The 14,319-nt window shown below is 57.0% G+C and carries 10 protein-coding genes and 4 pseudogenes; 7 read left to right on the top strand and 7 right to left on the bottom strand.

Translation table 11 applies throughout. The features are described from left to right. Window positions 1-1,028: 1,028 nt before the first annotated feature. A complete protein-coding gene (locus VSX56_RS18155; RefSeq protein WP_350939032.1) occupies window positions 1,029-2,009 on the bottom strand; it encodes an IS3 family transposase in 981 nt (326 codons plus the stop codon). Between the two features lie 22 nt (window positions 2,010-2,031). Then, window positions 2,032-2,265 carry a DUF1153 domain-containing protein gene (locus VSX56_RS18150; RefSeq protein WP_350939031.1) on the bottom strand — a complete coding sequence of 78 codons (234 nt, stop codon included), beginning with the start codon at window positions 2,263-2,265 and terminating at the stop codon, window positions 2,032-2,034. A 59-nt stretch (window positions 2,266-2,324) separates the two neighbouring features. On the opposite strand from VSX56_RS18150, the pseudogene VSX56_RS18145 reads away from it, so the two are divergent. Both VSX56_RS18145 and VSX56_RS18140 read left to right on the top strand, forming a co-directional pair. Beyond that, window positions 2,325-2,531, top strand: a pseudogene (locus VSX56_RS18145) (transposase domain-containing protein); the annotation flags it as partial. Window positions 2,532-2,706: 175 nt separating this feature from the next. Further along, window positions 2,707-4,323 carry a hypothetical protein gene (locus VSX56_RS18140; protein WP_350939030.1) on the top strand — a complete coding sequence of 539 codons (1,617 nt, stop codon included), beginning with the start codon at window positions 2,707-2,709 and terminating at the stop codon, window positions 4,321-4,323. Between the two features lie 275 nt (window positions 4,324-4,598). Here the strand turns inward: VSX56_RS18140 and VSX56_RS18135 are convergent, their stop codons facing one another. Together VSX56_RS18135 and tnpC are read right to left on the bottom strand one after the other, a co-directional pair. Then, window positions 4,599-4,778, bottom strand: a complete 180-nt coding sequence (locus tag VSX56_RS18135) for a hypothetical protein (RefSeq protein ID WP_350939029.1) — start codon at window positions 4,776-4,778, stop codon at window positions 4,599-4,601. Then, window positions 4,754-6,321, bottom strand: a pseudogene (tnpC, locus tag VSX56_RS18130) (IS66 family transposase); the annotation flags it as partial. The gene VSX56_RS18135 and the pseudogene tnpC, both read right to left, overlap by 25 nt. Window positions 6,322-6,425: 104 nt before the next feature. Here tnpC and VSX56_RS18125 point away from each other — a divergent pair. Continuing rightward, on the top strand, window positions 6,426-7,439 hold the full coding sequence (locus VSX56_RS18125) for an IS110 family RNA-guided transposase (protein ID WP_350939028.1): 1,014 nt from the start codon (window positions 6,426-6,428) through the stop codon (window positions 7,437-7,439). A gap of 353 nt (window positions 7,440-7,792) precedes the next feature. On the opposite strand, the gene VSX56_RS18120 is transcribed toward VSX56_RS18125, so the two are convergent. Next, window positions 7,793-8,128 (bottom strand): transposase, encoded by a 336-nt coding sequence (locus tag VSX56_RS18120; RefSeq protein WP_350939027.1) that lies wholly within the window; start codon window positions 8,126-8,128, stop codon window positions 7,793-7,795. Window positions 8,129-8,229: 101 nt separating this feature from the next. Between VSX56_RS18120 and VSX56_RS18115 the strand changes: the two are divergent. The 3 genes and pseudogenes from VSX56_RS18115 to VSX56_RS18105 form a co-directional block, all read left to right on the top strand. After that, a pseudogene (locus VSX56_RS18115) lies at window positions 8,230-8,379 on the top strand (class I SAM-dependent methyltransferase); the annotation flags it as partial. A gap of 36 nt (window positions 8,380-8,415) precedes the next feature. Continuing rightward, window positions 8,416-8,631 (top strand): hypothetical protein, encoded by a 216-nt coding sequence (locus tag VSX56_RS18110; RefSeq protein WP_350939026.1) that lies wholly within the window; start codon window positions 8,416-8,418, stop codon window positions 8,629-8,631. A 224-nt stretch (window positions 8,632-8,855) separates the two neighbouring features. Continuing rightward, on the top strand, window positions 8,856-10,085 hold the full coding sequence (locus VSX56_RS18105; protein WP_350939025.1) for a sensor domain-containing phosphodiesterase: 1,230 nt from the start codon (window positions 8,856-8,858) through the stop codon (window positions 10,083-10,085). A 480-nt stretch (window positions 10,086-10,565) separates the two neighbouring features. On the opposite strand, the pseudogene VSX56_RS18100 reads toward VSX56_RS18105, so the two are convergent. Together VSX56_RS18100 and VSX56_RS18095 are read right to left on the bottom strand one after the other, a co-directional pair. After that, a pseudogene (locus VSX56_RS18100) lies at window positions 10,566-11,671 on the bottom strand (transposase). Between the two features lie 393 nt (window positions 11,672-12,064). Then, window positions 12,065-13,333: a pyridoxal phosphate-dependent aminotransferase gene (locus VSX56_RS18095; protein WP_434096053.1), complete on the bottom strand. Its 1,269-nt coding sequence runs from the start codon at window positions 13,331-13,333 to the stop codon at window positions 12,065-12,067. A 23-nt stretch (window positions 13,334-13,356) separates the two neighbouring features. Between VSX56_RS18095 and VSX56_RS18090 the strand changes: the two genes are divergently transcribed. Then, a complete protein-coding gene (locus VSX56_RS18090) occupies window positions 13,357-14,256 on the top strand; it encodes a LysR family transcriptional regulator (RefSeq protein WP_350939024.1) in 900 nt (299 codons plus the stop codon). The last annotated feature ends 63 nt before the right edge of the window (window positions 14,257-14,319 follow it).

Below are 14,319 nucleotides of genomic sequence, written 5' to 3'. Positions count from 1 at the left end.
TACTCCTCCATCATACGGGATAAACTATCCCAAAAGGTGGACCACTTCAGTGGGGCAAGACCAAGTCTTCCATAAGCTAAAACTGGAGTTTATTTGAATAGCATTCAATAAAGACGCATGATCGATTTCATACATAACAAATTGATATTTATTAAATATACTCGCATTAATCAGCCAATTGTGTCAAAATCGACCTCAGGCTAGTGATGTTTCAGGGGCTACTCTTAGATGGATATTCAGAACGTTCCCGAAGAATATGATATTTGGCACGAGCGCGCGATTATTCTCGTAGGAGTGCTAAAAGATCATGGAGTGAATCCGCTAACGGATCGCCTATATGAACAAATGGTAGCCGCGGATATCTGGCTAAGGTTCTTGCCTCCAAGAACTGAAAAAGAGCTAGCTCAACTGCATCTGGAACTATACTCAGAGATTATTAAGAATTCTTCAAGTAACCACCTTTGAAATTAAATATTTACTTGGAGATAGGCTCACAGCCCCATCGGCTTCTAAAGCTAAGACATATATTCTTCTGATGAGACTTACGTAATTACGCAGGACGACAAAGTCCTTACTCCTGCTACAGTGCTCGATATGTCTTACATTACACCCTAAAGCGGCATAAAAAACTTTAAGAAATCTGTTGTAAACACAGGTCTATAAGCAGAAAGGGCATCAATTGGTTGCACCGATAAATAGGTTCTTCCAGTTGGCTGTCCTAGAATGTAGCGGGATGCGACACATTGAAAGATACTAAACACATTGGACCTTATTTTGGCGTACTCTACTGGTCTGGAAGAGTAGTTATGAATAATCCAAAGACAAAACCTCGCTTCAACTCCGCTAAATTTGCAAGACATATGTCATGATAGGTGCCTTTTTTTGCCGAGTCGGTTGGCATAATTTCCGAGTTGAACGAAGTAAATTATTTTCAGGTAGAAAACGGTCGCACTGCAGACGGTGCAGTTCAGTGAACCCCAACACACTTTCAGGATATCTGGCTAAATCGAGAAAAACATCTGATATTCTTAAGTAACCTTGGGTATGGAAAAATTCGGGCTTCCCGAATTGGCTGCTGAGGGGCGCGTATTTCTATCATTGTCGAGTGCGTCCATGTAATGACCCATCGGAATCTGCTCAGGTGAAGCCGCTAATTTGAATGCCTCAACAGGCGTGCGCATTGCAAGAGCCTGATGAGGGCGGCGGTTATTGTAGAAGCTGATCCAGTCACCGATCACACGCGTCGCGTGCTGGATGCTCTCGAAGCGGTGGCGGTGGGTGCATTGCTCTTTCAGCGTCCGGATCACGCGCTCCACCATGCCATTTTGCTGAGGGCAGTGGGGGGTGATGAACTCCTGCCTCAGACCATAGCTGCGAACCAAGGCCGTGAAATGGCGGCTGGTAAAAACGAGCCCGTTGTCTGACCTCAGCAGGAACTCCTGATCGACCCTGCCAAGCGTGCCGAACCGAGCGATCAGGGCGTGTTCGAGCGCGGCGCTGGCCGTGGTCGCCTTGCCCGAGCGCGACAGATGCCAACCTAGGAGCTCTCTGGTGTGGCAGTCGATGACCAGCGCCAGTGAGGCCCAGTCATCCTTGCCGGTCCAGACGCGTGCGAGATCCGTCGACCAGCGCTCATTGGGCGCCGTGGCGACAGAAGGGAACGCCTGGATGCGAGGGCGCATGCCAATCGCCCGCTTGCGAACCTGCCAGCCCTTGAGCTGGAAGACCCGCTGCACCGTGTTCTTGTTGAAGCCCAGAAGCCACGCGACCGTGCGATAGCCAAACGACGGCTCCTGCTCGATCATCGCCTTAATCGGATCGGCGAAGCGAGGATCGACCTTCGGTGCGGCTTTGGTCGGTGTGTAATAGACCAAAGCCGCGGCACGCCGAACCAGACGCACAGCTTGGCGATCGACACCATGACACCCTCCGACAGCAAGCCCTGCTGGATGTTCCGGATCAATTCCCGTCCTGCGCATCCAGCAGGGCTTGCAGCTTTTTTCGCGCACGCAGCTCCAGCATGGCCTCGTCCTAGGCTTCTTGAAGGTCCTTTAGCTGCTTTTCGTATTGCTCGCAAATGTCGAGCGGGTTGGCGCGCAAAGAATTCTCCATGCCCCGCTTTGCATCCTCGACCCAGACCTCGATCTCGGAAGGCGTCAGGTCAAACGACCGGCTGGCTTCCGCCACCGTCGTCTTGCCTTGAATGATCTCAATGACGAGCGCAGTTTTGCGCTTTGCCGTCCAACGTTTGATGCTGTCGTCCATTGTCATACTCATTGCCACGTTCTCCTTTGTAGCATGAGCAGATTCTCAGTGGGTCAATACATGCCCTCTTTGCCGGTCACGACGCGGGCGCCGAAAACTGGGCCCTCATCGCCTCACTAATCGAGACATACAAACTCAATGGCGTCGATTCTCACGCTTGGCTGACAAGGACACTGACAGCCATCGCCGAAGGTCACATGCAGAGCAATGTAGCATCCATGGAGAAGCTCCCTATTTTCGATCTACTCCGAAAGAGCCAATCTTAGATCAAGAAGCCGCGCAGTAGGTCGGGCAGAACAACGCTTATGTATAAACGGCAAGATCACTGTGTGATTTTACGATCGCTAGGCGGATTTTTGATGTATATCGAAGTTATAGAAATCGACCTGTTGGAAAGCATTTTCCAATATAGTTTCCGTTCCGTTGTACTCGGAGTCTGCGTTGGACATTTTACTACTATCTTTGGTGGCCTCCGGCCTTGCCTTATCTATTGCAGGCACCATGGGTCGGTCGGATCATGAGGTGAGTAGTGGCGAAGACAGTCCTCTCGGGGAGGATACACAGTCGCAGCCCAATGGCGAGAATGAAGCAATTATTGTCTTAGGGAGTGCTACCGGAAAATTTGTTCCTACTGACTTGTTTGGAGCTAACATAATTTTTTCCGCAAATACAAATGAGGGAGCTCCCACCAGTAATTTTGAATCTGCTGTTGACGCTACAGATATGCAGTCTTTGCGTTATCCAAGTGGTGAAGGCGATGGCACAGCCGAAACTGAGGGTGTGGATTGGATCAATATCACAGCTTTGGATGAGAATCCCAACGGTCTAGAGTTACGTAAAGAACTGACGTCGGTGTTAGATTGGGCGCGTGATCCCAGTGGCGATGGCAACACAGATGACGCTATCACGTTGACCCTTGTTATTCCAACGCTTCATATTTCTGAGGACGAACTCGACAGATACGCGGAGGATGTTCAGACATTCACCCAGCTTGTTCTTGAAAGTTATCCTGACGTTGTTAACGCGTTTGAAATCGGAAACGAATATTGGCGTCATACGGATGAAGAAACCTATGGAAAAGCCGCGAACGTCGCCATTAAAGCTTTAGCTGCTGGCATGCAGGATGCTGGTATCGATTCTTACGATGGCCCCGATATCTTCGTTCAAATGGGAAACACCTACAATCAGTCTTCGTTCAGTACGACGTTGGATGATCGAGGATATTTCGCACGACTTACGGACGCCAACAAAACGATCATAGCTCAGCTAGACGATGAGGCGCGTTCACTCATTGATGGGGTTGTAGAGCACTATTACTGGAAACAAGATACCACGGACTTTAAGAATAATGAGTCTGAGCGTATGTTTATTGAGCACCAATACCAGTTCTGGGACGAGCTTTGCGAGCAAGATCTGAGCCTGAATATTACCGAGTGGAATGTCGATATGACCAATCTCGAACAAAATGGAATGGCGGCGGCATCTCTTTTAATTAAGCTGGTTGAAAACATGACAGATATGGGAGTGGATAGCGCGTTTGTTTGGCCACTCCAGCACAACACTGCAAACGATCTGGCCGGAGGAACGGACGAAACTGCAGATAGTAATGACGAGGATGTGCTAACGAATTCTGTTAGTGGTGCAATTTTCGATTTAATGGCTCAGGAATTGCCGGGTGCTGAGCTTCTGGATCTAGTGATTGCGAATGAGGTAACCGGTCTCGAGATCACAGCTTACCAGACAGATGGTGCAACTGTGATTTATGTTTCATCACGCTCCATCGACATACTAACTTTCGAGCTCGATCTTAGAGAACTGGTTGACGCAGATGCGATTGGAACTGCTGTCACTATCGGTATCGATCAAAGCACATCAGATGGGTACTATTATTCTGCAAAAGAAGGGCGGCTTCAGGCAGACTATATTTTCATAGATGGGACGCCATATTTTTACGATGAACATGATGTCGCAGCCAAAATTACGTATGCAGATCTCAGTGGGCCGGAAATATTACTGACGTTAAAGCCCTATGAGGTAGTGCAGCTCATTTTTGCTTAGGTGATGCCATCTATCGCAAGCGTACTTCTGTTTTATATTGTTAATGTCTTCCAATAGCTTAACATAATTCTTCAGGCACGGAATATCTAAGATAATACCGATTTTTTCGCGGGCTACAGCCAGCTTCCCCGGCAGGTGCAAGGGCTGGATGGTGCGCTGGACTGGCCCATGATCCGCGCTTTGCTGCCGGACGTCACAGGCAAAAGCGTGGCCGACCTGAGCTGCGGCTTTGGTTGAGAACCCGTTGGATTCGCGAACAAGGTGCAGTCTCTGTTCTAGGATTTGATTTGTCGCGGAATATGGGCGACCAAGCCCGGGCGGACACCGACGATGCCGCCATCGACTAACGCATTGCCGATCTCGACACGCTCGAGGTTCCTCAAACCGCGTTCGATCTGTTCTATATTAACCGACCGATTGTCACCGCGGTTCAGCTTGGCTGCGCCCAGTTCCATGGAAGCAGTTCGTGAAGCCGGTTGATCTTGTGATCATGGATGCGGTCGAGGACGTAGGCGAGCCAGGCTTGCGGATCGAGGCCGTTCATCTTGGCCGTTTCTATGAGGATCATTGCCCGGGCCAGCGTTTCACCCCCTCTGTCTGCACCGGCGAAGAGCCAATTCATCCGTCCGATACCGATTGGGCGCATGGCACGCTCGGCGGGGTTGTTGTCTATGCCGACGCGGCCGTCTTCAAGGAAGAATTCGAAGGAGTGCCAACGACTGAGACCAAATCGGAAGGCCTTGGCGAGATCACCTTTGCCGGGAATGCGTAGCAGCTGGGCCTCGGCCCATGCCCTGAATGCATCGACCATGGGGCGCGAGTGCTTCAGACGTGCGGCCTGTCGCAGTTCGGCGGATAGGCCGGCGATGTCGCGCTCGACATCGTAGAGCTTGCCGATCCGGTCCAGAGCCTCCCGCGCGATCTCGGATTTCGTGCCCTCCCACACATCATGGAAGTCGCGCCGCAGATGCGCTCAACATGCAGCCTCGCGGAACTGGCTGCTGCCATCCGGACGCGCTGCGTAGAACGGGATGAAGCCGGCATAGGCATCTGCTTGGAGGATACCACGGCTGGCGTGTAGGTGGTGCTGCGGATGCTCACCTTTCCGATCCGGGGAAAAGCGGTAGACGACGCCAGGGGGCGCCGTGCCGGCCCAAGGTCGTTGGTCGGGGACATAGGCCCAGACCCGACCTTGCTTGACCTCTTTGCCGAGACCGCGGTCTCGATGTGATCTGTCCAGCACGCGGATCGGTTTGTCGTCCGCATGTAGCACGGGTGCGGCCATGACCTCCGCCTCGATCCGCTCGATGACAGGGGCGAGCACCTTCATGGCGCGCCCGCTCCGGCGCCTTGCGCGTTCATCCCTTCGAACCGTCCACTGGACGCTTCGATCCCTACGGGACCGGTCTTCACCCAATCCAGCAGCGTGCTGTCCGGAATGTCGGCACCCATGCGGGCGTAAATCTCGTGCTGACGGTAGAGCGGAAGGTGATCGTCGAACTTGGAGACGAGGATCTGGGCCAAAAGACCCGGCCCAGCCATGCAGCCGGGGATCGGACAGCTCGGCGCCAAAGGTTGCACCATCCGCTCACAGCGGCGGCAGGACTTCTTCACCCGCGCGATCTGAATGACCTTCATCTGCACGGCGACCAAATCGAGCAACTCGCTGACGTCTTCACCCACCTTGCGCAGGTCGCCGCCGCAATCGGGGCAGCAGGAGCCGGGATCGAACTCGCGGCGTTCACGAGGCGTTGCCTCCGAAACGCGCGGCCTACGTCGCGGCTTCGCCTCGGCAACAGGAACATCGGTCGCGGCAGGCGCATCGTCCTCGGCCGGCCCGTCGCGCTGCTCGGCGGCTGCGACCAGCAGATCCTCCAGCGCCAGTTCCAGCTGGGCGATCTCGCGCTCGATCTTTTCCGAGGATTTTCCGAAGGCCTGTTTCTGAAGCTTAGCGATCCGCAGACGCAAGGCCTGAACCAGCTGTTCATGGGCCTGGAGCGGTGAGCAGGATCACGCCATTGATGGTGTGGATGGCTCCCGCTCCCGGCATCGCAATGTGCCACATTGGGTTCTGTCAAAGCCAACCCTGGAAGGAGCCATCCATGACGGAGATTACCACGGTCGGCGTCGATCTCGCCAAGTCCGTTTTCCAGGTCCACGGCGTCGATGCCGAAGGTGCGGTCGTGCTGCGGCGACAGTTACGGCGGAACCAGATGCTCGAGTTCTTCCAGCGGCTTGCGCCCTGCCTGGTCGGTATTGAAGCCTGTGCCGGGGCGCACCATTGGGCGCGCGAGTTGGGCAAGTTCGGTCATGACGTCCGGCTGATGCCGCCGTCTTACGTCAAGCCGTATGTCCGGCGCGGAAAGACCGACCAGGCCGTTGCCGAAGCGATCTGCGAAGCCGTCACCCGGCCATCGATGCGCTTCGTTCCGGTGAAGAGCGAAGAGACGCAGGCACTGCTGATGACGCATAAGGCGCGCGAGTTTCTGGTCCGCCAGCTGACCCAGGTCACTAACGCGATCCGCGCCCACCTGGGCGAGTTCGGCCTCGTGGCGCCGAAGGGCGTCCATAATGTCGGCCGCCTGCTCGAGGCCGGGGAGCGGGCCGATCTGCCGGCCGCTGCCCGAGTGCCACTGCGCCTGCTGGCTGATCAGTTCTCCGAGACCCGTTCCAAGATCGACGCGCTCACTAAGGACATTCGTCGAGAAGCGGAAGCCGGCGAGGCCGCAAGGAGATTGCAGACGATCCCTGGCATCGGTCCTATCACCGCCACGGCGCTGGCAGCGACGCTGCCAGATGTGACCGGCTTCCGGACGTCGCGCGACCTGTCGGCCTGGCTGGGGCTGACGCCGAAGCCGCATTCAAGCGGCGGCAAGGAGAAACTCGGGCGCATCTCGAAAATGGGCAGCCGCTACCTGCGGAGGCTGCTCTATCTCGGTGCCATGGGCGTGATCTCGGCTCGACGGCGCGGGCAGCCCGGCGGCGACTGGCTGTGGCGCCTTCTGCAGCGCAAGACCGTGAAGCAGGCCGCGATCGCCCTGGCGAACCGCATGGCGAGAACCGTCTGGGCCCTGCTGAGAAACGGGACCAGCTACGACGCGGCGCACGCCGCCTGAGAGAACGACGGGGCTCACGGCCCCAGACGAGATGGTGAGGTGCAAGGTGGGATGATGGCCATCTGACGGACAAGCTGCCGGGATACCCTGTTCGGACCGGAGCGCTTCGAGCGCGTGCCATTGATCGGGACCTACGGCAGCCACGCGGACTTTCGTCAGGGCACGCAGCCACCGTGCTGCAGACAGACGCCGAATACATGGCCGCACCCGACCAGAAGCTTGAAGCCCACGAAACGCCCTTGCCACGCGGGAGCCATCCATACATGGTTCGAGGGCCATGCCGAACGGCCAAATAGACGCGAACGCCGGTGCCCGGACCGATCATGCCGCTTCCACCGCACGGATCGGCCGCGTCAGTGCATCGCCATCCATGCTGCTGTCAAACCGAAGGCAACGACCATTGGAAAGCCGCAGCTCCACAAGGACCGGCCGAGAGGGGGCGGGGAGTGAGCGGGCTCGGACGGCAGCCCGAAATCGACCGGCAGAAAGACCGCGCCCCGATCCGGTGACCAAAGCCCTTTCTGCTTCAGGTCGCGGCGCCAGCAATAGACCTGCGACCGCGTAAGCTCGTGCCGTTGAGCAACTTGCGTGACCGAGGCTCCACCAACACCCACCTCGAGTAAGATCTCGAGCTTCTCGTCATCACTCCACCGACGGCGCCGCTCAACGCCCAGAACCTCGCCCAACATGGCATCCCCCGCTAAGACACGTGCATAACTACGTCTTTATGCACGTGTCTTAGCTCACCCAGCCTCCGTCAGGCAGGCGGCTTTAATCGGGCGATTACGTTCTATATGCACTCACCTTCCACTATGTGCAGGATTTTAGGCAGCTGATACGTGCGATCCACCGCACGCTCTTGCCCGGCGGGGATCTGCTCTTTACCGTGGAGCACCCGATCTTCCTGGCCGCGGCCTATCTGCATTGGGTCAAGGACTAGGACGGACGCAGAACCTGGCCCGTCAACAGTTTTTCGATGCAGAGCGAGCACCGCACCGACTGGCTAGCGCAAAGTATATTGAAACATCACCAAACGCTGGCAACCACGATCAACACACTGCTTGTCGCGGGCTTCGCGCCGCGTCGGATCAAGGAATTTGCACCGACGCAGGATCAGATAGAGGCAATGCCCGAATTGGCCGAAGAGAAGGAACGGCCAATGATGCTGGTGGTTTCGGCATTCAAAATTTGATCAGGTTCCTGCTCGGTCCTTCGGGCCGGGCAGGAACCACTGATATCGCGAAAGGGCAAAACCGGAATTGCGACAGACGGCAGCTTAGGGCCCTGCGGAGCTTTGTCGCCCTGTCATCCGTGTTTCAGCTTGCCAAATGCAAAGCGCCAATCAAACTACTTATGGTTGTAACGGTATGCCTGTCAAAGATTCGCTATGTTTCAGGCCAGACAAAGGTGTTGACCATGTTCTCATCAGAATTCCGCGAAATGATCTCGACAGATCTTGGTAATAGCCTTGAAAATCTTCGATGGAAAAAGAGAAAAATTCTCGCTTCGCTACGGGATTTCTACGGCATGGAGGTTGCATTCATCTCCCGCTTTACTAAAGATCAGCGCATCATTGATGAGGTAATCAGCGACCACGACGCATTCCGCGGTATTTCCAAAGAAAGTTCATCTCGTCTCGATCAAAGCTACTGCTATCGGGTAGCGAATGGTCAAACCCCCAACCTAATCAAAGATGCGCGTAAAGAGATTTCTGTTGTCGATATTCCAGAGACACGACTGCTCCCAATCGGGGCACATATCAGCGTGCCCATTAGGCTTTCTTCAGGAAAGATTCACGGCATGCTCTGCGCTTTTCAACGTTCGGCCCGCGACGACCTGACGGCACGTGACCTGTCCATGTTCGAACTATGCGCAGCTCTGATTGGTCGTGATATAGATTCTCTTCTCATCAATAACCCAGCAGATATGCTCGGAACCGAAGAGATGCAGAAATTGATTGAGCAAAACGAATTTCAGACGAATTTGCAGCCCATAATTCGGCTTCCACAGCGCGAGGTTTGCGGGTTTGAAGCCTTGACCAGTTTTTCCGATCACCCGGGGACGACGGAGCAGGTATTCTCACATGCCAAACATCTCGATCTGATTTCCTCACTCGAAGAGAGGGCAGCAATACAGGCAGCACAGTTCATCCCCACCCTCCCCCATAAGTGTTTTCTTGCGCTGAATTTTTCGGTCAGCTCGATCGAGGATCTCGATTTTACCACGATTTTCAGCCCAGAGGATCGCAAGAAAATCGTGATTGAGGTGACTGAGCACGAAAAAGTCGACGATTACGGAAAATTTCTGGCAGCCGTTGGACGCATGCGTAAAATTGGCCTTCGACTTGCGGTCGACGATGTCGGTGCTGGCTTCGCCTCTTTGAGGCATGTAATGCACCTCAAGCCCGACATCATAAAGCTAGATCGGAGTTTTTGCGACGCAATCGACAAACGATCAGGCCAGCGTGGGCTTATCAAGGCCATTCTTGATTACGCCACGAATTACGGCGCCGAATTACTTGCCGAAGGAATTGAGACGGAGATGGACCTGGCTGCTATTCAAGCTATCGGTGTGACGATGGCCCAAGGTTATCATATCGGCCGCCCTTCACCTGCCACATCAGTGTGTATCACGCAGAAAACGTAATATATTGATTTCTGAACGGAATAGCTTTAACGCTCTCGGTCCTAAGTCGACCTTCACCAGGTTCGGTTCTGCTGCAGCGCGGCTTCTCCAAAGCCGCCATTTGTAACATCACGCCGAAAGTTAAGATCACGAAGGTCCGCAGTAGGCGACATAACATCCATTCCGCCAAGAATTGCAATCGCGAAGGGAAATGCGGCTCGCTGTCGAAACCGCTTAAGCGTTCAGGGGGCGATCGCCAGCAGAACCTCTTCATTTTTATGTAAGGCTGTACAGAGGTGTGTCGCCCTTCTGGTCCACGGACGACATCCTTCGATACCGAAAGTCTTTGATTTTGGTCCATTACGAATGTCGGCTTCCATCTTGGCTAGGTGATTATTGCTCGTCTGCGGCGCAGTTCAGCTCTCCGCCGATTCCCTGGAAAAACACCCGTTCGCTGGCGCAGAATGCTGCGCCCAGATTGATGAGCGAGCGCCTTTCTTGTCAGGCTTTTCGCGGTTTCTGCGGTACAGGAAGGATCTTGGCCAGTTTCCGAAGGTTCTGGGCGGTTGCTGCGAGAAGGAATTCGTCATTCGCACCGCATTGCCCGCGTAATCGAAGCCTGTTCAGGCGAAGGATCCGTTTGAGGTGAGTAAAGAGCATCTCGACCTTCTTCCGCAGCTTCATCGAGATGGCGTATTGATCGGTTTTAGCGATGATCCGGGCGAGATGGCGTGCGCCTTCATGTTCTTCGCGGGTGATCGACCGGAAGTCCATATTGGGGCAGCAGCGCGCGTTTGAAGGGCAGGCCTGACAGGTGTGCTTCAGACACCGATATTTGGCGACACCCTTGCCGCTCGGCCTACGGTTCGGATCAGAATAGTTCCGGCGGAATTGCTTCAACTCATTTCTTTCTGGGCAGATGTACTGGTTGTTTTCCGCGTCCCACTCGAAGATGAGCCTTGTCGCGCCATCGATGGTGTGGCTGGCTGGGTCGGAATGCGAGGTGAACTTCGGTTGCACCTCGCTGGCCGCACCAAACGCGGCCTCATCCAGGGTATCAAGATACTCGCGAACAGCGCGGGGCGCATCAGCGGCATCGATCTGCTTTGCATCCCATTCCTCTTTTGGCGTCGAATTCTGCTGTTGGCATCCGCCTCGATCAGACTGGCATCGACGGCCATCCTTTGGCCGTTTACCAGGCCTTCCTCGATGCACCGCGCGACGGTCGTCTCAAACAGGTGGCGCAGCAATTCGCTGTCGCGGAATCGTCCATGCCGGTTCTTGGAAAAGGTCAAGTGGTCCGGGACGCGGTCGCTGAGGTCCAAGCGGCAAAACCACCGATACGCCAGGTTCAGATGCACCCCCTCGCAGTGCCGTCACTCCGACCGGATGCCGAAGCAATATCCCACCAGAAGCATCCGGATGAGGAGTTCAGGATCGACTGAGGGGCGCCCCGTCTGGCTGTAGAAATCGGCAAGGTAGGTGCGGATCCCAGACAGGTCGACGAACCGATCAATCAAGCGCAGCAGGTGGTTCTGCGGGACATGATCCTCGAGCGAGAACTCATAGAACAGCGCCGGTTGCGCCTCCTGCCGCTGTCCCATCATTACCGATCCTCCCATCCCTCCAAGGAATTGAATCAGTCGATGGCCCTTCGATCAAGTGAGAGTTTTTCAACAAAAAAGTCATTCGTGTCGATGCTTGGCGCTATGCTGCGCCGGGCACCAACTTCCGCCCTGGGGCTCGGGCCGCCGTTGAGGTGCAGGGGATGCAGAGCACTGCTGCTGAGAAACGGGAACATCGTCCCGATGGAGACAGTGGTGCGATTTGATCCGAGCGCGCTGACCGGTGAAGAAGTGGACCCGCTGATGAGCCTGTCGGTCGTCCACAGCTCCGACCGATCAACTCTCCCCATCAACCCTGAAGCGGACTCCTAGGCGTCAGCCATTCTGACTTCCACCAACCCCTTATGCAGGATAGCCGGATAAATCATCTGTGGGTCAGCCCGACTGCTGCATCACCCTTTCGGCATGGGCGACGATGCGGTGAAGCGCATCGGGCAGCCAGTCGTCCGCGAGGGTCAGAGCCACGCGCAGATGGCCTGCAGCCGCCGCGCCGAAGCTCTCGCCCGGCATCACCGCGATGCGCTCGGCGTCCAGAAGCCCGTGGGCGAATTCCTCGCCCGAAAGGCCCGTGGCGCGGATGTCGAGCATCACATACATCGCCCCCGCCGACGCCGAGACCCGCACCGCTCGGCTGCCCGCAACCGCATCGCGCACAATCGCGCGGCGGCGGCGGAACGGGGCCGCGATCTCTTCCTCCAGCGCCTCGCCAAGCGCCAGCGCCGCCAGCGCCCCCTTTTGGATGTAGGGCACGACCCCATAGGTCGTGTTGGTAGCCAGCACCGTCGCCGCGGCGATTACATCCTCGGGGCCCACGATCCAGCCCAAGCGCGAGCCCGTCATGGCATGGCTCTTCGACATCGACCCGATCACTAGAGTCCGCTCAGCCATGCCCGGCAATGCCCGGGGCGACAGATGCCGCCCTTCCCAAACCTGGGTGTCGTAGACCTCGTCCGAAATCAGCCACAGGTCGGTCTCGCGACATGCGGCAGCGATGCCTTCTACCGTCTCCGCGGCATAGACGACGCCAGTCGGATTGTTAGGCGTATTGACCAGCAGGCTACGCGCACCGGTGCCCTGCTGCGCCGCCATGATCGCCTCGGCCCGTGGCTGGAAGCCGTCCTCCGCGCGGGCGGCCACCGAGGCGCAGGCGGCACCGGTCGACAGGATCGTCGAAGGATAGGTCGGGTAGTGCGGCGTGACGAACAGCCCGGTGTCGCCGGGTTGCAGCAGCACCATATGCGCGGCGAACAAGGCCGCCTGGCCGCCCGGTGTCACGATGACATTGGCCGCGGTGGTAGGAACCCCGGTGCGCCGGGTCACCCGTTCGGCGATCGCCACGCGCAGTTCCGGCAGGCCGGGGCCGTGGGTGTAGCCGGTCAGCCCGCCGACCGCGGCCGCATGGATCGCGTCCAGCACCCTCCGGTCGGTGGGCCGGTCGGGCTCGCCGATCGTCAGGTTGACCACCGGCTCTCCTGCGGCCAGCAGCGCCCGGGTGCGATACACGATCTCCCAGCCGTCCTTGCCGGAGGCCTTCATCGAAGGAATACGATTGCCGATCTGCATGAGGGTCTCCCGCAGCGCTAAGGGGGTGGCCGAGGGGCCGGTTTCCTTCAACAGATACCAGCTTTGCCTATTGACTACCACGCCGACTGTCATGCTAAAATGTTATGATGATCACCCACCGCCAGATCGAGGCCTTTCGTGAGGTCATGCGTAACGGAAGCGTCACGGCCGCGGCTGAATATCTCGGGCTGTCGCAGCCTGCCGTCAGTCGATTGATCCGCGACCTGGAAGCCAGCATCGCCTTCCCGCTGTTCACCCGCCATGGCTCGCGCGTGATGCCCACCCCGGCTGCCGAGGAATACTGGGAAGTGGTAGAACGCAGTTTCATCGGGCTCGACGTGCTCGACCAGACGGCGCAGCGGATCCGGGCGGGGGGCCACTCGGGCCTGTCGATTGCCACCGCGCCGGTCTTCGCCCCGACCCTACTGGCCGACGCGATCGCGGAGCTGGCGCGCAGGGGCCAGCTTCAGGACATGGGCGCGCTGCACATCACGACTCTTCCCGTGGTGCGTCAGGTGGCGCGGCGGCAGGCGGAGCTCGGGCTCAACATGGCGAGCCACCACCAGCACGAAGTCGACCTGGTGGCCTCTCACGCAGTTGGTTTCCACCTGATCGCAACACCGAACCACCCGCTGGCCGGCCGCGACGAGGTGACGCCGGAAGACCTGGCCGGCCAGCCCTACGTTGGCTTCGACGAAGGCACCGTCACCGGGCAGATCCAAGGGCGATGGTTCTCGACGCTTGGTACCGGGCCCGTCTTCCTGCTGCGATCCTACCTTGCGAATGTCATCAGCGCCTTCGTGCTGCGCGGCTTCGGCGTCTCGGTCGTCGACCCCTGGACCGCCGCCCAGCACCGCATGGCCGGCGGCATCTCGTGCCCCATGCGGGTGCGCGAGGAGATGCACATCGCTCTGATCAAGCCGCTTGGGGCGCGTCTCTCCCACCTGGCCGAGCATTTCGTCGAAGAGATCGGACGTCAGGTCCGCAACCTGAACGAGGCCTGATCGGGGCCTAACTGGGTCCCGGCCAGGTACTGAGCAGTGTCCTATCGCCAATTCTCTAGGCGC

It is taken from the genome of Thioclava kandeliae (assembly GCF_040297545.1).
Classification (GTDB): Bacteria; Pseudomonadota; Alphaproteobacteria; order Rhodobacterales; family Rhodobacteraceae; genus Thioclava; species Thioclava kandeliae.
The sequence above is the reverse complement of the archived record's forward strand: the minus strand, read 5'-3'. Positions and strand labels throughout refer to the sequence as shown.

Bases quoted from the DNA above. Each gene is read 5' to 3' on its own strand.
- VSX56_RS18150 (WP_350939031.1), bottom strand. From the start codon at position 2,265: ATGGACGACAGCATCAAACGTTGGACGGCAAAGCGCAAAACTGCGCTC.
- VSX56_RS18135 (WP_350939029.1), bottom strand. From the start codon at position 4,778: ATGGAACTGGGCGCAGCCAAGCTGAACCGCGGTGACAATCGGTCGGTT.
- VSX56_RS18125 (WP_350939028.1), top strand. From the start codon at position 6,426: ATGACGGAGATTACCACGGTCGGCGTCGATCTCGCCAAGTCCGTTTTC.
- VSX56_RS18120 (WP_350939027.1), bottom strand. From the start codon at position 8,128: ATGTTGGGCGAGGTTCTGGGCGTTGAGCGGCGCCGTCGGTGGAGTGAT.
- VSX56_RS18110 (WP_350939026.1), top strand. From the start codon at position 8,416: ATGCAGAGCGAGCACCGCACCGACTGGCTAGCGCAAAGTATATTGAAA.
- VSX56_RS18105 (WP_350939025.1), top strand. From the start codon at position 8,856: ATGTTCTCATCAGAATTCCGCGAAATGATCTCGACAGATCTTGGTAAT.
- VSX56_RS18090 (WP_350939024.1), top strand. From the start codon at position 13,357: ATGATGATCACCCACCGCCAGATCGAGGCCTTTCGTGAGGTCATGCGT.